This window comes from Candidatus Enterococcus avicola (assembly GCF_047470845.1).
Classification (GTDB): Bacteria; Bacillota; Bacilli; order Lactobacillales; family Enterococcaceae; genus Enterococcus_D; species Enterococcus_D casseliflavus.
On the sequence record NZ_JBLGTY010000003.1, the window covers coordinates 113,914 to 136,235 of the forward strand.

A 22,322-nucleotide genomic window follows, 5' to 3' on the forward strand; every position below is an offset into this window, starting at 1 on the left:
ATTTTTAAAGTGTCGATCACTTTTGATAGCAGCTTTTTTTATTTTTTGTTTGGTTATTCTTTGAGAAATCTGTAAGTAGTGTTATACTAATTTTAGAGCATTTTAACGGAAAAAGGAGAGGTTATTTTATGGCATGGGAACAAACATTTCATCAATGGAAAAACAGTGAACACTTAGATCCACAATTAAAAGAACAATTGACCGCATTAGAAGCAGATCCTGCGATGTTAGAAGACGCTTTTTATATGCCTTTGGAATTTGGGACTGCTGGCATGCGAGGGATTTTAGGACCTGGTATCAATCGGATGAACATTTATACGATTCGTCAAGCAACGGAAGGCTTGGCTCGCTTTATGGATACACAAGATCCCGATACAAGACGTCGTGGCGTAGCGATTGCCTATGATTCCCGTCATTTTTCACCTGAGTTCGCGATGGAAGCAGCAAAAACATTGGCAAAACATGATATTCCAGCCTTTGTCTTTGAAAGCTTACGTCCGACGCCAGAATTATCTTTTGCTGTGCGTTACTTAAAAACCTTTACTGGAATCATGATCACTGCTTCTCACAATCCAGCCGAATACAATGGCTACAAAGTATATGGGGAAGATGGTGGGCAAATGCCACCAGCAGATGCGGATGCATTGACAAAATTTGTTCGGGAAATTGAAAATCCGTTGGAGATCCCTGTATTAAGTGAAGAAGAAGCCAAAAACAGCGGCTTGATCTCTATTATTGGCGAAGAAATCGATACTGCCTATCTGAAAGAAATCAAAGAAGTCACGATCGATCAAGAATTGATCGATACGGTGGGCAAAGATTTGAAACTTGTCTATACACCACTTCACGGAACAGGGCGGATGCTTGGCGAGAAAGCGTTGAAACAAGCTGGTTTCCAACAATTCATTATTGAACCCTCACAAGCGGTTGCTGATCCAAACTTCAGTACAGTAAAATCACCGAATCCAGAAGAGCACTCTGCCTTTGAATATGCGATTGCTTTAGGAGAAAAAGAAGGTGCTGATCTATTGATCGCAACAGATCCAGATGCCGATCGCTTAGGGGCTGCAGTAAGAATGCCAGATGGCAACTACCAAGTCTTGACAGGTAACCAGTTAGGTGCATTGATGATCCGTTACATTCTAGAAGCCCATAAAACAGCTGGAACATTGCCAGAAAATGCAGCAGTCTTAAAATCGATCGTTTCTAGTGAATTGCCAACAGCGATCGCTAAATCCTACGATGTTGATATGATCAATGTTTTAACTGGCTTTAAATTTATTGCCGAAAAAATCCAACAATTTGAAACAGACCATTCTCAAACTTTCATGTTTGGCTTTGAAGAAAGCTATGGCTACTTAGTTAAACCATTCGTACGGGATAAGGACGCGATCCAAGCGCTCGTTTTATTAGCAGAAGTGGCTGCTTTTTACAAACAATCAGACAAAACATTGTATGATGGTCTGCAAGATATTTTTGAAGAGTACGGCTACTATGCAGAAAAAACGATTTCTATAACGATGAGCGGCATGGAAGGGGCAACTAAGATTGCTGCCTTGATGAAGACTTTCCGTGAAAAAGCACCTTCCGTCTTCGCAGGAACCCCTGTCGTGCAAACAGAAGACTTTAAATTGTTGACTCGTGTGGGCTTAGATGGTCACCAACAAAAAATGACCACACCGCCTTCTGATGTTTTGAAATACACCTTGGAAGATGAAAGCTGGATTGCTGTTCGTCCTTCTGGGACCGAACCTAAAATCAAGTTTTATATTGGTGTAAAAGGCGATACGGCAGAAGCAGCAGAACAAAAAATTGCTGATCTGCAAGCAGCGATCGAAGAAATCACAGGTGAATAAAGTCATCTGATGTCTTCATAATCAAAAAAATTGCAATTGACTGAATGATCCGAGTGGTAGAAAAAGAAGCGTTCGCTTCCCTCAGCAAACAGGTGTTGAGGGACCGAAGCTTCTAAAGGGAGTTTTCTGACGCTTGGATCTATTCTTGTCTTTTAGCTCGTTTCTTCTCCTTGATCGTCGAGCATTGATTGACAAGCTGTCTATCAAGGGCTAAAATGCAAAAGGAAATAAGAGAGGATGTGGCGCGATGACTACGCCGAAACTAGAAGAAATTCAGCAAGTAACACAGATTTTTAAAATGCTTAGTGATCCCACAAGACTAAAAATTTTGTTGTCTCTTCAAGAAGGAGAGCGCAATGTCACTTCGATTGCAGAACAAGTACATATGGAACAATCAGCAGTTTCTCATCAGCTGAAACTTTTGAAAGATAATCGGATCGTAAAGTCGGAAAGACAAGGAAAAACCATCCTTTATAGTCTTGATGACAAACATGTTGTGGATATTTTGCAAAAAACATTCGAACATATCCATCACCGTTAAAACTAGGGCGAGAATTTCTCAAAAGTCCTAGTTTTTTCTTATTGTTTTTGGTATGCTAGTGGAAATATTAAAATTAGATGAACGGTTTTTAATAACGTTTTCAGTTAGGGGGCATTATGGGTAAGCAATTGAACATTGGATTATTAGGAATGGGTGTTGTCGGCAGCGGGGTATGCCAAGTGTTGGCAGAGCAAAAAGAAGCCATTCTGGCACGCACAGGAGTCAGTGTGCAAATCACAAAAGCATTAGCTTCGCCTTACGAGGATAAGTCTGCGTTAGCGGCTAAGTACGGGTTTGCGTTGACGAATGAGGCAAATGAGTTGTTTGAAGATGAGACCATCGACGTAATTGTGGAATTGATCGGGAAGATCAATCCGGCAAAAGCGTTTATTTCAGCTGCTTTAGAAAATAAGAAGCACGTTGTGACGGCAAATAAAGACTTGATTGCCACCCATGGACCTGAACTGCTGGCAATCGCTGAAAAAGCCGGGGTGTCTCTTTATTATGAAGCCAGCGTGGGTGGTGGCATTCCGATCTTGCGTACATTGAGCACCCACTATCTGCCTGATACCATCACAGGGATTTTTGGTATCGTCAATGGGACGACCAATTATATGCTGACAAAAATGACGGAAGATGGCATGACCTATGAAGATGCTTTGTCACAAGCCCAAGCAAAAGGTTTTGCCGAATCAGATCCTACTAATGATGTTGACGGTATCGATGCGGCCTATAAAATGGTGATCCTGACCAAATTTGCTTTTGGGAAAACGATCCATGTTGCTGATGTGGCAACAAAAGGCATCCGCGGCTTAGCTGTGGCAGATATTAAGCAGGCACAAGCCTTTGGTTATGAAGTGAAGTTGATCGGTGCAGCACAAAAGACAGTTGACGGTTCCCTTACTGTGTCAGTTGGACCTGTATTAGTGCCGAAAAACCATGCGTTAGCGACGATCCAAAACGAGTTTAATGGCATTTTTATCGAGAGTGAAGGCATCGATCAATCAATGGTTTATGGACCAGGAGCAGGATCACGACCGACGGCCACCAGCGTGGTAGCGGATTTGACCGTTTTAGCAAAAAATAAAAGCTTTGGGATCGTTGAACCTTTTCTAACTTTTGAAAAAGAAACAGCATTAGCATCTGTAGAAGAAGTGCCTAGCCGGCATTATGTGTCTTTTTCAAGTCAAGAGATCAAAGGGAACGCTCTTCCAGAATGGTTTGCGTTTGAGCAAACGGTGTTCAACGAAGCAGACCAACGAATAGCTGGAATCACCAATCCAATGAGCGAAAAAGAGTTAACAGAAAAACTCGCAACTTATACCGATGCACAAGACATACAAATAATGAAAGTCATGGAGGAATAAACATGTATCAAGGATTATTGCATCAATACAAGGAATATCTGCCAGTCAACGAAAATACACCAGCATTGTCGCTGGCTGAAGGCAACACGCCGTTGATTCCCTTACCAAGCCTTTCCAAGGAATTAGGGATTCAATTGTATGGAAAATACGAAGGGCTGAATCCGACAGGCTCTTTTAAAGACCGAGGGATGGTCATGGCGGTGGCAAAAGCGGTGGAAGAAGGTGCCAAAGCAATCGTCTGTGCATCGACAGGAAATACCAGCGCGGCAGCAGCAGCTTATGCGACCAGAGCGGGGATCAAAGCTTACGTTGTTATTCCAGATGGCAAAATCGCTATGGGGAAATTGGCGCAAGCAATCGTTTATGGAGCCGACATCATTTCGATCCCAGGAAACTTTGATGAAGCGTTAAAAGCAGTACGAGATATTGCAGAAACCGAAGCCGTGGCACTAGTAAACTCAGTCAATCCTTATCGTTTAGAAGGACAAAAAACAGCGGCCTTTGAAGTATGCGAACAATTAGGACAAGCGCCAGATGTTCTTGCGATTCCTGTCGGTAATGCAGGAAATATCTCGGCATATTGGAAAGGGTTCAAAGAATGGCATGAGAAAAAAGGCACCGCGTTGCCAAGAATGCATGGGTTTGAAGCTGAAGGTGCTGCTGCGATCGTCCGTGGTGAAGTCATCGAACAGCCAGAAACGATCGCTACAGCGATTCGGATCGGCAATCCAGCCAGCTGGCAGTTGGCAGAAGCCGCTCGTGATGAATCAAATGGACACATCGATGCAGTAACCGATGAGGAAATTTTGAATGCTTACCGTAAAATTGCTGCGCAAGATGGTTTGTTTATTGAACCAGGCTCAGCTGCCTCGCTGGCTGGTGTCATCCAGCACGTGAAAGCAGGGAAAATCAAACCAGGTGAGACTGTCGTTGCCGTCTTTACTGGAAATGGTCTGAAAGATCCTGATACAGCTATCAAAGCGACAGAAGTAACCATCAATAAGATGAGTGATTTAGAAGAAATGCGTCAGCATCTTCGTGAAGGAGTTGCCAATCTATGAAGATCCGCGTTCCTGCAACCAGTGCGAACTTAGGGCCTGGTTTTGATTCCTGCGGGATTGCCCTGTCAAAGTATTTGTTCATTGAAGTTTTAAAAGAAAACGATACGTGGGAAATCATCCATGAGCTAGGTTCAGAGATCCCAACGGATGAAACCAACTTGCTTTTGCGTGTGGCATTGAAATTAGCACCAAACATGAAGCCTTTGAAAATCCGAATGAGTTCGGACATTCCTTTGGCACGAGGCTTAGGCAGCAGTTCCTCGGTGATCGTCGCCGGGATTGAACTAGCCAACCGCATGGCCCACATGAATCTGAGTGCAGCACAAAAGCTTGAGATCGCAACTGCCATCGAAGGGCATCCTGACAACGTTGGACCAGCGATTTATGGAGATTTTGCGGTTGCTGCTTACGACCATCAGCACAAGCATACGTATTTAGTCAAGCATCATTTTCCAGAGTGCGAGATCATTGCCTATATTCCTCATGAAGAACTGTTGACTGAAGCAAGTCGTCAAGTCTTGCCGCAGACTCTTTCTCACGAGCAAGCTGTCGAAGCCAGTGCGATCGCCAACGTGATGATCGCAGCGGTCATCAATGGCAATCTGCCTCTTGCAGGAAAATTGATGCAACAGGATCGTTTTCATGAAGCCTATCGGGAAAAGCTTGTGCCGCACTTGTCGACCATTCGCCAAATCTGCGAAGAAGAAGGCGGCTATGGCTGTTTCTTAAGCGGCGCAGGTCCTACGGTCTTAGCGATCGTCCCAGAGGAACGGGCAGAACGAATCTCAAAACTTTTGCATGCCTTGGAGAGCAATGCGTATATCGAACAATTACAAATCGATCGTGAAGGGCTGCAAGTGTTCTAAAAGAGAATAATAAATGAGCCACAGACCAAAAACGGTGAGCAGAAGATTTTCTGCTCACCATTTTTCATTGCTTCATCGAGGTTAGTCTTTCGTTTCTGACGTGTAATAGCTATGATCTTCTAAGTTTAATGCATTTAAAATCATAGAGGCGGTTTCTTCGATGGAAAGAGAAGCGACATTGATAACGACACAGCCTAGTTTTTCATACAGATCATTGGCAAACGTCAGCTCCGCTTTGATTTTTTCGATATCGGAATACGCAGAATCTGGGTTCAAGCCGTAGGAGCGCATCCGTTCTTTGCGAATACTGTTTAACACATTCGGATCGTTTGTTAGCCCGACGATTTTTTTCGGATCGATTTCCCAGAGCTGTTTTGGGATGTGGGCTTGCGGTACTAAAGGCAGGTTAGCAACTTTTAAATTTTTGTTTGCTAGAAATAGACTCAAAGGCGTTTTTGACGTCCGAGAAACCCCTAGTAACACGACATCTGCTTCCAAGAAGCCACGAGGGTCTTTCCCATCATCGTACATAACCGCAAATTCCATGGCTTTGATGCGTTTGAAATAATTTTCGTTTAAGTGGTGCAAAGCCCCTGGCTCTCGTGAAGGTGCTACGCCAGTTCGTCGTTCTACTTCACTTACTGGAGGGGTCAATACGTCGAAATGGTAAAGGTCAGCTTCTTCACAAAAATGATTCGTCAAATCCACAAGCTCTTCTTTGATCAAGGTATGAAGAATAATGGCGTTGTGTTTTTTTGCATCAGACAAAGCTTTGATCAAATGCTCTTTTGTGTGGATAAACGTGCGTCTAAAAAGGTTAAATTCGACGCTGGGGTATTGGGCCATTGTCGCTTGTGCAAGCTTCGATGCCGTTTCGCCGGCAGAGTCCGACAACACGAACATCGTCACTGCGGCACTGGTTTGCAATTTTTCTTGCAAGTCTGGTTGTTCAGGTTCAGTTGGCTTCATAAGAAAAATCCTCTCTTGCTTTTTTATTGATTTCATTATACCATACTTAAGATCGATAGAATCGGAATGATTTTGATTTATCAGGAGGGCCTACGATGAAAAATCAAACACTTATTGAGCATGCCATGACTACATTGAAAGAAAATGGCTTTAAATACACCAAAAAAAGAGAAGCGATCATCACCTATTTAGTGAAACGCAATCGCTATTTGCCAGCAAAGGAAATTCATGAATACATGTCAGAAAAGTATCCGGGCTTGAGTTATGATACGATCTACCGTAATCTTCATGATTTTTCTGAGATCGGTATTTTAGAAGAAACAGAGCTGAACGGGGAGATGAAGTTTCGCTATAACTGCTGTGCAGAATTAGAGGACCATCATCACCATCACTTTATTTGCACGGTTTGTGGCAAAACAAAAGAACTGCATATTTGCCCGATGGACTTCTTCCAAGAACAGCTTCCTGGCTGCTTGATCGAGGGACATCGCTTCGAGATTTTGGGACGTTGTGAAGAATGTCAATGAAAACCCAAACAAACTTGATGGGATCGAAGACTTTTTTAACAGAATGCCTTGACACTTTTTCAGGGGTTAGCTATAATTTTTAAAGGACAGTCGTGTTTTTTGGGATTTTATTTCAATAACAACTACGGTTACTTTTTAAGCTCGGAGGGAGGGAATTTACATGTCAAAAACAGTCGTTCGCAAAAACGAATCACTTGACGATGCTCTTCGTCGCTTCAAACGTTCCGTGTCAAAAGCGGGTACTTTACAGGAATCTCGTAAACGTGAATTTTACGAAAAACCTAGCGTAAAGCGTAAGAAAAAATCTGAAGCAGCTAGAAAACGCAAAAAATTCTAATTTTCTACTGTTTTGAGAATTGGAGCTGGTAGTGTGACACTACTAAGTACACTGAATGATGACATGAAGACAGCGATGAAAGCCAAAGACAAGGAAACCTTGCAGGTGATCCGCATGTTGAAAGCATCAATTCAAAATGAGCAGATCAAAAAAGGTTCTGACTTGAATGAAGAAGAAGAGTTGACCGTTTTGTCTCGTGAGATGAAACAGCGTCGTGATTCTTTAAATGAGTTTGAGAAAGCTGACCGAAATGATCTAGCAGAGAAAGTCAAAGTTGAAATTGCAGTTGTTGAAAAATATTTGCCAGCACAACTCGATGAAGCGGAAATCCGCCAAATCGTCGCTGGAGCGATTGAAAAGACTGGTGCTTCTTCTTCCAAAGAATTTGGAAAAGTGATGGGTGCTGTAATGCCACAAGTTAAAGGCAAAGCAGACGGTAATCAAGTCAATGCGATCGTTAAAGAATTATTGGATCAAATGTAAGCTCACGCCGCAAGTATGGATGACATGCTTGCGGCTTTTTTTTCTGATTTCGAAAACTTAAAAAAAGCATAAGGACAAGTGGAAACGACTGTTGTGCTTGATAAGTAATTTTTCTTTTTTCCATCTTATGTTATTATTAATAAGAACGCCAAAAAAGGAGCTGTAACATATTTGACAGACAAAACAATAACGATCGAGATAACACTTAGTGAAAACGATGACGTTCGTTTATTATTAGGTGCCCACGATAAGAACATCAAAATTATTGAAGACTCCACAGGAACGGTCATTCACACTCGTGGTGAGCTGATCCAAATCGTAGGAGAAACTGAAGCCGCTGAAAAGGCACAATCCGTGATTCGGGCTTTGCAAGAGTTGATCAAACGAGGCATCAATATCAGTACCCCTGATGTGATCACTGCGTTGAATATGGTGAATAAGGGCAGTCTTGATTATTTCAAAGATATGTATGAAGAAGAGATCATCAAAGACCGTAACGGCAAACCGATCCGAGCGAAAAATGCTGGGCAAAAAAAATATATCGAAGCCGTCCGTAAACATGATGTAGTGTTTGGTGTCGGCCCCGCTGGAACCGGAAAGACCTTCTTAGCAGTCGTAATGGCAATTGCAGCTCTAAAGAAAGGCCAAGTGCAAAAAATCATTTTGACACGTCCCGCCGTTGAAGCAGGAGAAAATCTTGGTTTCCTACCAGGAGACTTGAAAGAAAAAGTTGATCCTTACTTACGCCCCGTTTATGATGCGTTGTATCAAATTTTTGGGATGGATCATACGAACCGTCTCATGGAACGAGGCGTCATTGAGATCGCACCATTGGCATATATGCGTGGACGTACGCTAGAAGATGCCTTTGTCATTTTAGATGAAGCGCAAAATACGACGATCGCTCAAATGAAAATGTTTTTGACCCGTTTAGGATTCAACTCTAAAATGATCGTCAATGGCGATACCAGCCAGATCGATTTGCCAAAAGGGACTTTAAGCGGCTTGATCCACGCCGAACGAACGTTACAAGAGATCCCTAAAATTGCTTTTGCTAATTTTGAAGCAGGAGATGTCGTGCGGCATCCAGTTGTTGCCGAGATCATTCGCGCATATGAAGAAGCAGATCTTAAAGACAAGCGCTGATCGTCTTTTAGGAGGAGAACTATGATCATTCAACCACTACGGAAATTTAGAGAAAGACTTGGGAAATTCTATCTACCAGTTTTGATGTTCCTTTTCTTTCTTTTTTCGATTGGTATCATGTACACCAGCGTCAAACAAAACAATGTCGATTATAGCGAAGGTCAAGTGGCGGAAGAAAATATCCGTGCCAATAAAACAATCGAAAATACCGCTGCGACGGAACAAAAACGTAAACTGGCTGCCGAAGCTGTACCACCAGAGTACACGTATCAGGATACACTGGCGCAAACGCAGCATGATCGTATCGATCATTTATTTGACTTAGTTGCTTCAGTCAAAAAATCAGTGGATGAAGCTCATGAAAAAAAAGTGGCTGAAGCCGATGAGGATGAAAATATCCCTAAACCTAGTACAGATGAATATATCGCAGCCTTAAAACAAGAATTTGAAAAAATGAGTGATGATGAACTAGATTTTTATCAGTCATTTACCAATAATTTTTTGACGACGATGTTCTCATTAAGTGATGATGAATTAAATACAGTGCGTACCTATGCGCTACAATTAATAGATGAACAAATGGCGAAACAGATCCGCCAAACGGAATTAAGTACGTTCCGTTCTGAGGCGGAAGATAAGATCCAGTTCTTAGATGTTAGCTCAGATATGGCTTCTGTCTTACGTTTCTTAGTCAATCAAGGAATCGTCGTGAACGATATCCCAAATGAAAAACGGACAGAAGAAGCACGGCAAACCGCCATGGATGCTGTTCCTCCAGTGATGATTTATCAAGGAGAGATCATTGTCCGTGAGGGCTCGCAGATCGATGCCAATGCCCTAGAGAAGCTGCAGCTTTTAGGAATGACTAATCAGACCTTTTCTGTTTTTCCATTGATCGCTTTAGTGTTAGCAACAGTCTTACAGATGCTGATGGTGTTTTATTACACGAAACAGACGAAAGACGTGGAAAAACGGATGAATGCGGTCACGTTTTATATTTTGGCAATGGCATTCAGTATTTTGATCATGAAGTTTTTCCAACTTTTCCAATCTGAATTAGTGACCTTTATCCCGCTGTTTTTCCCAGCTGCGTTTACACCGTTGATCCTGAGTATTTTCTCCAGCCGTCGTTTGGGGATTTTGTCTGCGATTTTCCAAGTAATCAGTGCACTCTTTATTTACTTTGATTCTAGCGGAACCAACTTGTTGACGACCGTCTTAGTCACCTATTTGTTCTCTGGCTTGATGGGAACGATGATCAAGCGCGCCCGCATCGCTAGTCAAGGGAAAACGGCAGTAGCGTGGGTGATCGTCTTTCCGCTCTTACTGAGTTTTGTGCTGGTGATTTTCCAAGGAATGGATTTTGCTCGCGGGAACACTTGGACCACGATCATTTGTGGTTTAGCAGGCTCTCTCTTAAGCTATTTGCTAACGATGGGACTACATCCTTACATCGAATTGTTGGTGACGGATGAGAGTATGATCGTGTTAAATGAATTGAGTAACCCGAATCATCCATTGTTAAAACAGTTGCTGGAAGAAGCGCCAGGAACGTATCATCACAGTATGATGGTTGCCAATCTTAGTGCCAATGCCGTTGCCGAAATCGGCGGGCAAAGCTTACTGACTCGTGTGGCTTGTTATTACCATGATATCGGCAAGGTCAAACATGCCAATTTCTTCGTAGAAAATTTACCTGCTGGTGCCGAAAACCCGCATAATTTCTTGTTGCCTGAAGACAGCAAACAAATTATCTTCGGTCACGTGATCGATGGGGCGGAAATTCTCGAAGAAGCCAAAATGCCGCGCATGGTGATCGACATTTGTCGTCAACACCATGGCACGACCTTGATGCGTTATTTCTACGTGAAAGCCAAAGAGCGTAATCCCGAGGTGACGGAAGAAGATTTCCGTTATCCTGGTCCAAAACCGCAAACACGAGAAGCTGGCGTTGTGAGTATCGCGGATAGTTGTGAAGCAGCTGTTCGAGCGATGGAAAATCCAACAAATCAAAAGATTCAAGAATTTGTTGCAAATCTCATCAATGATCGGATCTTAGACGGTCAACTGGATGAAACAGGCCTGACTTTGAAAGAAATCCGAATGATTGAAAAATCACTGGTCAACGGACTTTGCAGTACCTTCCATTCACGGATCAAATATCCAAAAATGAAGTCGGAAGCAGAGAAAATGAAAGAAGAACAAGAAAGAAGAGAGCGCTAATGGAGATTACCTTTTTAGATGAGACAAATTCAGTGGGGGAAACCAAGATCAAAGAGATCGAAGGACTGTTGCAATTTGCTGCAGGACATTTAGAACTTCCAGAGGATACAGAAATGTCCGTCACATTTATGGACAATGCGGCGATCCAAGAAATCAATCGGGAGTACCGCGGCAAAGATATGCCAACAGATGTCATTAGTTTTGCCTTTGAAGAAGAAACAGACGAAGAGCTGTCGATCATTTTTGACGAAGCCCTTGAAGAGCTGCCGCGTGATCTTGGAGATATTATGATCTCCATTGAACGAGCGAAAGAACAAGCTGCTGAATACGGACACACCTATGATCGGGAGCTGGGTTTCTTGGCGTTACATGGTTTCTTGCATATCAATGGCTATGATCATATGACACCTGAAGATGAAAAGGAAATGTTTGGATTGCAAAAGGAAATACTGGATGCCTATGGACTCAAAAGATAAGAATATTGGGAAAAACAAACAATTTATTTCGTCGATCGAATTTGCTTTCACTGGTATAAAAACCGTCTTTAAAGAGGAACGCAATATGCGTAAACATGTTGCACTAGGAATCGTTGCGATCATTGCGGGCTTTATTTTCCGTTTGAGTCAAATGGAATGGCTCTGGTTGCTGCTAGCTGTTTTCTTAGTCTGGATCGTTGAGATCATCAACACCGTCTTTGAAAACGTCGTAGATATGTTTACAGATTTCCATTTCCATCCTATCGGAAAAAAAATCAAAGATATGGCTGCTGGTGCCGTGCTGATGACTGCAGTTTTTGCGTTAGTCGTCGCAGCGATCATCTTCTTGCCAAAATTGCTGCAGCTCTTCTGATGCGCACCAAAACACAAGATAAAGGGGAACAACAATGACAACACACAAATCAGGCTTCGTTGCGATCGTCGGGCGGCCAAATGTTGGGAAATCAACACTACTAAATCGAGTCGTAGGACAAAAAATCGCGATCATGAGTGACAAAGCGCAAACGACCCGTAACAAAATCCAAGGGGTCTACACGACGGATGACGCACAGCTGATCTTTATCGATACACCAGGGATCCACAAACCCAAACACCGTTTAGGCGATTTTATGGTTGAAACCGCCTATAGTGCACTGCGAGAAGTTGACGTGACGTTATTTATGATCAGTGCGGACCAAAAGCGTGGCAAGGGCGATGATTTTATTATCGAACGATTGCGCCAAAGTCAGACACCGGTTTTCCTCGTGATCAATAAAATTGATAAAGTCCATCCAGATGCCTTATTGGCAATTATTGAAGACTACTCCTCACAAATGGACTTTGCTGAGATCGTACCGATTTCCGCAACAGAAGGCAATAATTTCGAAACGTTAATGAAGCTACTGATCGATGAAATGCCAGAAGGGCCTCAGTACTTCCCAGAGGATCAAATCACGGATCATCCAGAATACTTTATCGTTTCCGAATTGGTGCGGGAAAAAGTCTTGCTACTGACCAGAGATGAAGTACCTCACTCAGTAGCGGTCGTGGTTGACTCCATGAAACGAGACCACAATGACAAGGTGCATATTCAAGCGACGATCATTGTCGAACGTGACAGTCAAAAAGGCATTATCATCGGCAAAGGCGGAAAAATGCTGAAACAGATCGGTACGAAAGCTCGTTTAGACATTGAACACTTGTTAGATGACAAAGTCTTCTTGGAATTATGGGTAAAAGTTCAAAAAGATTGGCGCGACAAGCAAACATTCTTAACAGATTATGGCTATCGCAAAGATGAGTATTGATGACATGCAGATCAAACATGATCTGTTTTAATGAAGAAAAACTGATGCAGTTAGCGAACTGGATCAGTTTTTTTAAAGAAATGGGGTGCGACGATGAATCTTGTTGAAACAAAAGGAATCTTACTTTTTTCAAAAGACCATAAAGAAAAAGACAAGCTAGTCAAAATCTTTACGGAATCTGCTGGGAAGCAAATGTTTTATGTCAAGGGTGCCCATCGGAAAAACAACCCCTTGGCACCAGCGCTGCTCTCCTATACTGAAGCCACCTACATGGGAACCATCAAAACGGAAGGCTTGTCCTTTTTAAACAATGCCAAAGACATCCATCCTTTTCGTACGATCCAAAGTGATATTTTTATTGCTGGTTATGCAACCTACTTATTGAATTTGGCTGATTCTGCTATTGATGATCGGGTCTATGACCCACATCTATACCAATTTTTACATGAGGCCTTGCAATTAATGGACCAAGAAAACGACGCAGAGATCATCACCAATATCTTTGAGATCCAGATTTTGCACCGTTTCGGGATCACCCCGAATTGGACCCATTGTGCGATCTGCGGAAAAACCGACGGTCGGTTTGACTATTCCTCAAAATATAGCGGTATTTTATGTGAACAGCACTGGGGGATGGACGAACGTCGTTATCATGCTGATTCACGGGCGATCCATTTTATTCGCTTATTTTCGCAAATATCCTACGAGCAGATTGCTTCAATCAAATTAAAGCCAGAAACGAAAGCCGCGATCCGACGAGTGATTGATTTATTATATGATGAATATGTGGGCATTCATTTAAAAAGTAAGAAGTTTATCGATCAGATGGGGCAATGGCAAGACGTCTTAAAACCGAAAAATCAATGATAGAGTTGGCGAAACTTCAATGGAGTTAAGCCGACTCTTTTTTTGAATAATGCAGTAAAGTGACTTGCATCTTGAAACCCCACTGCGAAGGCAGCTTGTTGAATGGGCAGATCTGGCTGTGCCACCAAAAGCTCTTTGGCTCGGGTCATGCGGTAGTTCAATAGATATTGTGCAGTAGATTGCCCCAAAAAACGTTGGAACAAACGTGAGAGATACTGTGGTGACACATAGACGAGCCCTGCTAGTTCTTTGATCGTGATCGCCTGATCGTAATTCGTTTCGATTTCTTGTATAACGGGAACCAGATATTGTTGGAACAGCGGGTGTTTTTCTGTCGGATTCCCTGAGCGTTCTTGCATGATCGCCAATAAAAAGCGGTAGCATTCGCTAGAAGCCCGTAGCGGGTCCCAACTGATTTGTTGGTCTTCTTTGATCCGTTGATTGATCCAGGTGACATAAGAAAAGGTTTCTGACTCTTCAGCTAGTATATAGGGCTGATTCGTGTACTGCTTTAACACCTCAGCTGCCAAAGGGCCTTGGAATGTGGCGAAGGATGTTTTCCAGTTAGTCAATGGATAATAGCGATGGGGCGTAAAAGGAAAAATCAAAATGCCTTCATTCGGACGTAAGATAAACGATTCCTGACCAAATGTGATTCGGCCTTCCCCTTGCTCGGTTTGCAGCCAATGGAAGTAGGGATAGCCATCAGGACGAGCGACGTCATCTTGCGCCCAATCGTTGCCGATGCTTTCCAGAGATAAAGGCAGCTGCTGATTGGTTTGATAAAAGTAGATAGGCATAGTGTACCTCCGTGTTTCGAAAAGTTATAAAATAGTGTTTCATGTATTATACTACAACAGAATGAAAAGCCTTACAATAAGAGAGTAGAAATCATTTTATTTTAAAGGAGCGTTCACTTACATGACAAAATTTTTTGATAGAATTCTATTTGGCGGCGATTATAATCCAAATCAGTGGCCGAAAGAGATTTGGGAAGAAGACATTCGGATCTTTAAAAAAGCAAGTATCAATAGCGCGACCGTCAATGTTTTTTCATGGGCAAAGATCCAACCCTCTGAAAATTGTTATGATTTTGAGGAATTGGATCAAATCATCGAAAAATTAAGTACGGAAGGTTTCGACATCGTCTTAGCCACTTCCACAGCTGCTTTGCCAGCTTGGATGTTTAAGAAGTATCCAGAAGTCGCTCGCACCGATTATGATGGACGCCATCATAAGTTTGGGCAACGGCACAATGCCTGTCCCAACAGTTTGGTTTATCAAAAATACGCAGAACGCTTGGCAACGAAATTAGCCGAACGTTACGGCGAAAATCCACAAGTGACTTGTTGGCACATCAATAATGAATACGGCGGCGAATGTTATTGCGACAACTGTGAAAAAGCGTTTCGTGTCTGGTTAAAGGATAAATATCATACGATCGAAGCACTGAATAAAGCCTGGAATATGGAATTTTGGGGTCATACCGTGTATGAATGGGATGAAATCGTGTTGCCAAATGCGCTGTCAGAAGGAATCGGCTATGACAAGACGGCATTTGCAGGAATTTCTATTGACTACCGGCGGTTCAACTCGGATAGTCTTTTAAAAAACTACATGATGGAGCGGGACGCTATTCGGAAAATCGATCCCACAACACCGATTACAACGAATTTGATGGGAACCTTTAAAGGACTGGATTATTTCAAGTGGGCAAAGGAAATGGACCTTGTTTCGTGGGATAATTATCCATCGTACAATACGCCATGGAGCTTAGTAGCCATGACCCATGATTTGATGCGCGGGTTAAAACAGCAACCCTTTATGCTGATGGAACAAACACCTTCCCAACAAAACTGGCAGCCTTATAATTCATTAAAAAAACCAGGACAGATGCGGGCGCAAAGCTATCAAACGATTGCTCATGGGGCAGATACGATCCAATACTTCCAATTGCGACGTTCCATTGGTGCTTGTGAGAAATTCCATGGTGCGGTCATCGAACATGTCGGTCATGAAGACACGCGGGTTTTCCGAGAAACAGCAGCTCTTGGGGCTGAATTAGCGCAGCTTTCAGACATCATTGGCACGCAAACCCAAGCACAGGTTGCTGTGATTTTCGATTGGGACAATTATTGGGCTTTAGAATATACGAGTGGTCCAACCGTTGACCTGAAATATGTGGAACAGATCCATCGCTACTATCGCTATTTTTACGAACAAAATATTGCGGTCGATTTGGTTCCCGTGGATGCTGACTTATCAAAATACAAGCTAGTCGCAGCTCCGGTTCTGTACATGATCAAAGAAGGGATGCAAGAGCGGCTAACTGATTTCGTTATGCAAGGCGGTGCTTTACTTACAACGTATATGAGCGGCATCGTTGATCAATCAGACAATGTTCACTTAGGCGGTTACCCTGGCCCCTTGCGGGAGTTAGCTGGCATCTGGGTGGAAGAAATCGATGCATTAGCGCCAGAACAATCAAACGGGGTTTCGTTAGTTAATGAAGAACTTTCAGGAACAAGTAATTTAGTCAGCGATTTGATCCATTTAGAAAACGCCGAAGCGCTAGCGCATTACACGAGCAATTTCTATGCAGGAATGCCGGCAGTGACCAAAAATACATTTGGCGATGGAACCGTCTATTACTTTGGTGGACAGTTGGAAGATCAGCTGCAAGATCAGCTTTTCAAAACAATCGTCGAAGAGTCCGATATTACCCCAGTGATCGAGGAGGCAACAAAACTAGAAATTGCCTGTCGTGAAAATGCAGAGGCGAAATTTTTCGTCATCATCAATTTCCACGAAGAAGCACAACCGCTGCCAGAAATGTTTGTTGGAAAAACGAATCTTCTGACGGGCGAGGTTCTTTCTTCAGAAATGATGCTGACGCAATACACCACCTATATCGTCAAAGAGGGGCGTAACTGATGCGAACTTTTGCTATTGAAGATGACTTTTATTTAGACAACAAGCCTTTTAAAGTGATCTCTGGAGCGATCCATTATTTTCGTGTCGTTCCTGAATATTGGCAAGATCGCTTAGAGAAACTGCGCTTGATGGGCTGTAATACCGTCGAAACCTATGTTCCTTGGAATCTTCATGAAGCACAGGAAGGTGTCTATCAATTTGATGGGATCCTTGATTTGCGGCGATTTATCCAAACGGCACAAGAAGTAGGGCTTTATGTCATTTTGCGACCAGCACCTTATATTTGTGCGGAGTGGGAATTTGGGGGACTGCCTTATTGGCTATTGCAAGACCCTATGATGAAGCTTCGGTTTGATTATCCCCCATTTATGGAAAAAATCACTCGTTATTTCGCCCATTTGTTTCCACAAGTGCGGGATCTGCAGATCACCCAAGGCGGTCCGATTATAATGATGCAAGTAGAAAATGAATACGGCAGCTACGCCAATGATAAAGAGTATTTGCGGAAAATGGTGGCTGCGATGCGGCAGCATGGTGTAGAAACGCCGTTAGTGACCTCTGACGGACCTTGGCACGATATGCTAGAAAACGGCAGTATCAAAGACTTGGCATTGCCTACGATCAACTGCGGCTCCAACATCAAGGAAAATTTTGAAAAACTTCGAAAATTTCACGGAGAAAAACGGCCACTGATGGTCATGGAATTTTGGATCGGCTGGTTTGATGCCTGGGGTGACGACCAGCACCATACGACCTCAACACAAGATGCAGTAAAGGAATTGCAGGATTGTTTAACATTAGGTTCTGTCAATATCTATATGTTTCATGGCGGGACCAACTTTGGCTTTATGAACGGGTCAAACTATTACGAACGCTTAGCGCCGGATGTCACTAGCTATGATTACGATGCCTTGTTGACAGAATGGGGAGAACCTACTGCCAAATACCAAGCCTTCAAAAAGGTGATCGCTGACTATGCGGAAATTCCTGAGTTTCCCTTGAGTATGGAAATTGAGCGAAAAGCTTATGGAACATTCTCAGTGAAAGAACGAGTCTCCTTGTTTTCGACGATCGACACGATCAGTCAACCGATCATAAGTAATTACCCGTTATCGATGGAAGCCTGCAATCAAGCGACAGGTTATATCTATTATCGCTCACTGATTGGGCCTGCTCGGAAGATTGCCGACTACCGTCTGATCAATACGATGGATCGTGCCCATACGTTTATCAACCAGGAACTTTTGCGCATCGATTACGATCAAGAAATCGGTCAAACCTACAGTTTCGATTTATCAGAATCAGAAAACGAGTTGGGGATCTTGGTGGAGAATATGGGGCGGGTCAATTATTCCGTAAAAATGAACCATCAGCACAAAGGCATCAAAGACGGTGTGATCATCAATGGCGCCTTCCAAAGCAACTGGGAAATCTATCCCTTACCGATGGATAATTTGCATGCCATTGATTTCCAAGGAAAATGGCAAAAAGGACAACCAAGTTTCTCACGCTTTGAATGTGCTTTTGATGAATGTGCAGATACTTTTATCGAATTGCCAGGCTGGGGTAAAGGGTTTGTCCAAGTCAATGGTCATACGATCGGCCGTTTTTGGGAAAAAGGACCGCAGCAGCGCTTGTACGTCCCAGCACCGTTTTTAAAAATCGGAATGAATGAGATCATCGTTTTTGAAAGTGATGGAAAAATCGCTGATGAGATCGTCTTTCATGATCAGGCGGATTTAGGCCCAGAAGCATAAAAGTTCAAATTAATCATTGACAAACCCTAGCTTCAACTACTATCATAAGGGTAATCGAATCCGTGCTATGATCGGAAGAAAGAAAGAAGACCATTCCATGAAGCGAACTTGGGAGAGTGAAAGCCAAGTTGGAACCTTATTTCGCAGGCGTCCGTGAGCATGATCAATGAAGCTGCCGACTTGTCGGAAGTAGGGTGGAACCGCGAATTTATCGTCCCTATATCTATACACTTTGTATAGATATAGGGACTTTTTTATGTTTCACACCAAGAATAGCCAAAAACAAAGGAGGGTTTTTATGTTATTTGATATGACGATTCCAGCAAGTGCGTTTACCGAAAAAAAGCTCAAAGTATTAGCAAGTATTCCACTGCAAGTTCGCCTTTTAAAGGATGAACAGCTTTTACATGAATTTACAACGAGTCCAGACCAAATGCTTTACGACTTATCGGATGTTTTAGAAGCAGATGTCGTGGTCGAAGTGAAATTGATCCCTGGATCAGTTGTCGAATTTTATCCTGTCGTCAATGCGTTATAAGAAAGGAAGAAAAAGATGAGTAAACTAACTGTGCAAGAGATGATTTTGACCCTGCAAAAATTCTGGTCCGAAAACGGCTGTATGCTGATGCAGGCCTATGATACAGAAAAAGGGGCTGGAACCATGAGCCCATACACATTTTTACGTGCAATCGGTCCAGAACCATGGAATGCCGCTTACGTAGAACCTTCTCGCCGTCCAGCTGATGGCCGCTACGGGGAAAACCCAAATCGTTTGTATCAGCACCACCAGTTCCAAGTCGTGATGAAGCCTTCTCCTGAAAATATCCAAGAGCTTTATTTAGAAAGCCTGCGTCTTTTAGGGATCGATCCATTAGAACATGATATTCGTTTTGTCGAAGATAACTGGGAAAATCCTTCGATGGGTTGTGCAGGTCTTGGTTGGGAAGTGTGGTTAGACGGGATGGAGATCACTCAGTTTACGTACTTCCAACAAGTCGGCGGCTTAGCATGTAAGCCAGTGACATCAGAGATCACTTACGGCTTAGAACGTCTAGCATCTTATATTCAAGAAGTTGAAAGTGTCTACGATCTTGAATGGTCTGCAGGTGTCAAATATGGTGAGATTTTCCGCCAACCTGAGTATGAACATTCAAAATATTCCTTTGAAGTCAGTGACCAAGACTTGCTTTTAGGGAACTTCGATCGTTTTGAAAAAGAAGCAAAACGCTGTATCGATGAACGCTTAGTTCATCCAGCTTACGACTATATCTTAAAATGCAGCCATACCTTCAATTTGTTGGATGCACGTGGTGCAGTCTCCGTCACTGAACGTGCTGGGTACCTCGCACGTATCCGTAACATGGCACGTCAAGTAGCAAAACTATTTGTAGCAGAACGGGAAAACCTCGGTTATCCATTGCTTGATCCAGAAGTGGCGCAAAAACTGATTGAGGAGGGAAAATAAGATGGCACAAAACCTATTATTAGAAATCGGCTTAGAGGAATTACCTGCGCATGTCGTAACCCCAAGTATGAAACAATTACAAGAAAAAACGGCAGCTTTCTTAGATGCTCATGCGTTGCCTTATACAACGATCGAAGCCTATTCCACACCTCGCCGCTTGGCTGTCTATGTCACCGGTATTCCTGAAAAACAAGCGGATACGCAAGAAGAGGTCAAAGGACCAGCGAAAAAAATCGCATTAGATGATGCAGGCAATTGGTCGAAAGCAGCTCAAGGGTTTGTTCGTGGACAAGGATTGACAACCGATGACATCACCTTCCGTGAATTAAAAGGTGTTGAGTATGTCTATGTAACGAAACATACCCAAGGTCAACCAACCGTTGAGGTATTGAAAGGATTGCAGGAAGTAATCACGAGTTTGACGTTCCCAGTAACGATGCACTGGGCAGACTACGATTTTGAATATATCCGACCAATTCATTGGATCGTAGCACTCTTTGGTGAGCAAGTCATTCCTTTCCAAATCCTTGATATTGTTACCGGTCGCGAGTCAAAAGGTCATCGTTTCTTAGGTGAGGCGGTCACGTTTGATCATGCGGACGACTATTTGGAAAAAATGAAGCATCAATTTGTCATCGCTGATCCAAGCGAACGTCAACAAATGATCACCGCACAAATCAATGCGATCGCTCAAGAAAACAACTGGCGGATCGATTTAGATGAAGACTTACTAGAAGAAGTGACAAATCTGGTTGAATACCCAACAGCCTTTGTAGGAGACTTTGAAGAAAAATACCTTTCTGTCCCTGAAGAAGTATTAGTTACTTCTATGAAAGAACATCAACGTTACTTTGATGTCCGCACCCTTGACGGAGAATTGCTGCCGCACTTCATCTCTGCCCGCAACGGGGATGCTGTGAAGATCGATAATGTTATCAAAGGAAACCAAAAAGTCCTGACCGCTCGTCTAGAAGATGCTGAGTTTTTCTACAATGAAGACAAAAAGCTGACCATTGACCATTGCATAGAAAAACTTAAGCAAGTCACCTTCCACGAAAAAATCGGCAGCTTATATGAAAAAATGCAACGTGTCGGACTAGCAGCGCAAATCATCGGGAAGACCGTTGGTTTAACACAAGAAGAACTGACCGACCTTCAACGGGCAGCTCAAATCTATAAATTTGATTTAGTGACCAATATGGTAGGGGAATTCCCTGAGTTGCAAGGGATCATGGGGGAAAAATATGCCCTGATCCAAGGAGAGAAACCAGCAGTTGCCCAAGCGATTCGTGAACACTACATGCCGATCTCAGCAGAAGGCGAGCTGCCGCAATCAAAAATCGGGGCTGTTTTAGCGATTGCGGATAAATTAGACAGCTTACTTGCTTTCTTCGCTGTTGATATGGTTCCAAGCGGTTCAAACGATCCTTATGCTTTACGCCGTCAAACCTACGGGATTATCCGCATCTTAGCTGAAAAGCGCTGGTACTTCCCATTTGCTCAGTTGCAAGAAGAAATTCGTGAAGCCATTAATGCTCAACCAGAAGTTTTTGGGATTCAACTTGCCGCTGGTCAAGAACAAGTGACCGATTTTGTGAAAGGTCGTCTGCGTCAATTCTTACTCAGCAAAAATACGCGTCATGATGTCATCGAAGCTGTACTAGGCGCACGTCAAGCAGACATCAGTACGTTGTTTGAAACGGCTCAAATGTTAAGAGAACATCTGCAAGACACTGACTTCAAACCTTCGATGGAAGCTTTGACACGGGTGATCAATTTAGCGAAAAAAGCCGAATTGGATCAAGCAGCAATTGATCCTGCCTTGTTTGAAAACGACTCTGAAACTGCCTTGTATGAAGCGGTCTTAACAGTAGAGGACAAGTTCCCACATCAAACGATGGAAGAAAACTACCAAAGCTTAGTGGCACTGCGCCCATTGATCGAAGCTTATTTTGATCAAACAATGGTCATGGTGGAAGATGAACAGATTCGCCGCAACCGTTTTGCCTTGTTGGATAAAATCGCGAAGATGAGTCTGGCAGTGGCTAGTTTAGATGCTTTGATTACGAAATAAAAGAAGCTTGCAGTTGCACGTTTCTAAATAAAATAAGCTGGAACTGAAAGAATCAGTTCCAGCTTT

The 22,322-nt window shown here is 43.0% G+C and carries 21 protein-coding genes; 19 read left to right on the forward strand and 2 right to left on the reverse strand.

Annotation, left to right across the window (positions count from 1 at the left end; genetic code table 11):
* Positions 1–128 precede the first annotated feature (128 nt).
* The 5 genes from ACI3E5_RS04130 (at position 129) to thrB (ending at position 5,691) form a co-directional block, all read left to right on the forward strand.
* The gene (locus tag ACI3E5_RS04130) at positions 129–1,856 is read left to right on the forward strand and encodes a phospho-sugar mutase (protein WP_194185279.1); all 1,728 of its coding nucleotides are present in this window, start codon (positions 129–131) and stop codon (positions 1,854–1,856) included.
* 247 nt (positions 1,857–2,103) lie between these two features.
* A complete protein-coding gene (locus ACI3E5_RS04135) occupies positions 2,104–2,397 on the forward strand; it encodes an ArsR/SmtB family transcription factor (RefSeq protein ID WP_005225828.1) in 294 nt (97 codons plus the stop codon).
* A 116-nt stretch (positions 2,398–2,513) separates the two neighbouring features.
* Positions 2,514–3,764 (forward strand): homoserine dehydrogenase, encoded by a 1,251-nt coding sequence (locus ACI3E5_RS04140; RefSeq protein ID WP_194185280.1) that lies wholly within the window; start codon positions 2,514–2,516, stop codon positions 3,762–3,764.
* Positions 3,765–3,766: 2 nt separating this feature from the next.
* On the forward strand, positions 3,767–4,825 hold the full coding sequence (gene thrC / locus ACI3E5_RS04145) for a threonine synthase (protein ID WP_194185281.1): 1,059 nt from the start codon (positions 3,767–3,769) through the stop codon (positions 4,823–4,825).
* The gene (gene thrB, locus ACI3E5_RS04150; RefSeq protein ID WP_005225831.1) at positions 4,822–5,691 is read left to right on the forward strand and encodes a homoserine kinase; all 870 of its coding nucleotides are present in this window, start codon (positions 4,822–4,824) and stop codon (positions 5,689–5,691) included. The genes thrC and thrB overlap by 4 nt, the downstream gene beginning before the upstream one ends.
* A gap of 81 nt (positions 5,692–5,772) precedes the next feature.
* Here thrB and ACI3E5_RS04155 read toward each other — a convergent pair whose 3' ends face one another.
* Positions 5,773–6,660, reverse strand: a complete 888-nt coding sequence (locus ACI3E5_RS04155) for a pyruvate, water dikinase regulatory protein (protein WP_010748043.1) — start codon at positions 6,658–6,660, stop codon at positions 5,773–5,775.
* A 95-nt stretch (positions 6,661–6,755) separates the two neighbouring features.
* Between ACI3E5_RS04155 and ACI3E5_RS04160 the strand changes: the two genes are divergently transcribed.
* The 9 genes from ACI3E5_RS04160 (at position 6,756) to recO (ending at position 14,026) form a co-directional block, all read left to right on the forward strand.
* On the forward strand, positions 6,756–7,187 hold the full coding sequence (locus ACI3E5_RS04160) for a Fur family transcriptional regulator (protein ID WP_005225833.1): 432 nt from the start codon (positions 6,756–6,758) through the stop codon (positions 7,185–7,187).
* A 160-nt stretch (positions 7,188–7,347) separates the two neighbouring features.
* A complete protein-coding gene (gene rpsU, locus ACI3E5_RS04165; protein WP_002356740.1) occupies positions 7,348–7,524 on the forward strand; it encodes a 30S ribosomal protein S21 in 177 nt (58 codons plus the stop codon).
* Between the two features lie 33 nt (positions 7,525–7,557).
* Positions 7,558–8,007: a GatB/YqeY domain-containing protein gene (locus tag ACI3E5_RS04170; protein WP_005225841.1), complete on the forward strand. Its 450-nt coding sequence runs from the start codon at positions 7,558–7,560 to the stop codon at positions 8,005–8,007.
* A gap of 171 nt (positions 8,008–8,178) precedes the next feature.
* Positions 8,179–9,153: a PhoH family protein gene (locus tag ACI3E5_RS04175; RefSeq protein WP_005225842.1), complete on the forward strand. Its 975-nt coding sequence runs from the start codon at positions 8,179–8,181 to the stop codon at positions 9,151–9,153.
* A gap of 21 nt (positions 9,154–9,174) precedes the next feature.
* Positions 9,175–11,376: an HD family phosphohydrolase gene (locus ACI3E5_RS04180; RefSeq protein ID WP_005225843.1), complete on the forward strand. Its 2,202-nt coding sequence runs from the start codon at positions 9,175–9,177 to the stop codon at positions 11,374–11,376.
* Positions 11,376–11,852 carry an rRNA maturation RNase YbeY gene (gene ybeY / locus ACI3E5_RS04185; protein ID WP_005225844.1) on the forward strand — a complete coding sequence of 159 codons (477 nt, stop codon included), beginning with the start codon at positions 11,376–11,378 and terminating at the stop codon, positions 11,850–11,852. The genes ACI3E5_RS04180 and ybeY overlap by 1 nt, the downstream gene beginning before the upstream one ends.
* Complete coding sequence (locus ACI3E5_RS04190; RefSeq protein WP_016610244.1) at positions 11,836–12,225, forward strand: diacylglycerol kinase family protein; 390 nt, start codon at positions 11,836–11,838, stop codon at positions 12,223–12,225. The genes ybeY and ACI3E5_RS04190 overlap by 17 nt, the downstream gene beginning before the upstream one ends.
* A gap of 34 nt (positions 12,226–12,259) precedes the next feature.
* Entirely contained in the window at positions 12,260–13,159 is a 900-nt protein-coding gene (gene era / locus ACI3E5_RS04195) for a GTPase Era (protein ID WP_005225846.1), read from the forward strand.
* 93 nt (positions 13,160–13,252) lie between these two features.
* Positions 13,253–14,026, forward strand: coding sequence for a DNA repair protein RecO (gene recO, locus ACI3E5_RS04200; RefSeq protein WP_005225847.1), 774 nt, complete (start codon positions 13,253–13,255; stop codon positions 14,024–14,026).
* Here the strand turns inward: recO and ACI3E5_RS04205 are convergent.
* A complete protein-coding gene (locus ACI3E5_RS04205; protein WP_005225848.1) occupies positions 14,020–14,826 on the reverse strand; it encodes an AraC family transcriptional regulator in 807 nt (268 codons plus the stop codon). The two genes, recO and ACI3E5_RS04205, sit on opposite strands and share 7 nt — an antisense overlap.
* 121 nt (positions 14,827–14,947) lie before the next feature.
* On the opposite strand from ACI3E5_RS04205, the gene ACI3E5_RS04210 reads away from it, so the two are divergent.
* From ACI3E5_RS04210 to glyS, 5 genes are all read left to right on the forward strand, one after another.
* Positions 14,948–16,960, forward strand: a complete 2,013-nt coding sequence (locus ACI3E5_RS04210) for a beta-galactosidase (RefSeq protein ID WP_194185282.1) — start codon at positions 14,948–14,950, stop codon at positions 16,958–16,960.
* Positions 16,960–18,717: a glycoside hydrolase family 35 protein gene (locus ACI3E5_RS04215; RefSeq protein WP_194185283.1), complete on the forward strand. Its 1,758-nt coding sequence runs from the start codon at positions 16,960–16,962 to the stop codon at positions 18,715–18,717. Before ACI3E5_RS04210 ends, ACI3E5_RS04215 begins: the two co-directional genes overlap by 1 nt.
* Positions 18,718–19,015: 298 nt before the next feature.
* On the forward strand, positions 19,016–19,255 hold the full coding sequence (locus tag ACI3E5_RS04220) for a hypothetical protein (protein WP_015509542.1): 240 nt from the start codon (positions 19,016–19,018) through the stop codon (positions 19,253–19,255).
* A 15-nt stretch (positions 19,256–19,270) separates the two neighbouring features.
* The gene (gene glyQ / locus ACI3E5_RS04225; protein WP_005225852.1) at positions 19,271–20,182 is read left to right on the forward strand and encodes a glycine--tRNA ligase subunit alpha; all 912 of its coding nucleotides are present in this window, start codon (positions 19,271–19,273) and stop codon (positions 20,180–20,182) included.
* A 1-nt stretch (position 20,183) separates the two neighbouring features.
* Positions 20,184–22,256 (forward strand): glycine--tRNA ligase subunit beta, encoded by a 2,073-nt coding sequence (gene glyS / locus ACI3E5_RS04230; RefSeq protein WP_498820863.1) that lies wholly within the window; start codon positions 20,184–20,186, stop codon positions 22,254–22,256.
* Positions 22,257–22,322: the final 66 nt, after the last annotated feature.